This is a genomic window from Mesorhizobium sp. M2E.F.Ca.ET.219.01.1.1 (assembly GCF_004016445.2).
Taxonomy (GTDB): domain Bacteria; phylum Pseudomonadota; class Alphaproteobacteria; order Rhizobiales; family Rhizobiaceae; genus Mesorhizobium.
In genome coordinates, this window is the sequence record NZ_SADT02000259.1 from 1 (window position 1) to 288 (window position 288).

Genomic DNA, 288 nt, shown 5'->3' on the forward strand with positions numbered 1-288 from the left:
CGCGTATGTCTTCAACTGCTCAAGATGGGCCGCCGAACCCGTAGCTTCGAGGAGGCTCGCGCCAAAGTGCTTCTTGTCCGTGACGACAAGCCTGAGCGTGGATTGCTCGATTGCGGTCCGCTTCTTGCCCAGCGCGACCAGCGCGAGGTCGGCAACAAGTTCGCGACCGCGCCGGAAATCACCAGCGATTTCCACACGCGAAAATTCGGGATGCTCTTGCTTCACCGATAGGATTGCATGCTCAAGGAGTGCGGCGGCCTTGTGCAGGTGAAGCTGTGTTTCGCCGCT

At 59.7% G+C, this 288-nt stretch carries 1 pseudogene; it reads right to left on the minus strand.

What is annotated here, in order from left to right:
• Nucleotides 1-288, minus strand: a pseudogene (locus EN862_RS35750) (DNA polymerase/3'-5' exonuclease PolX); the annotation flags it as partial.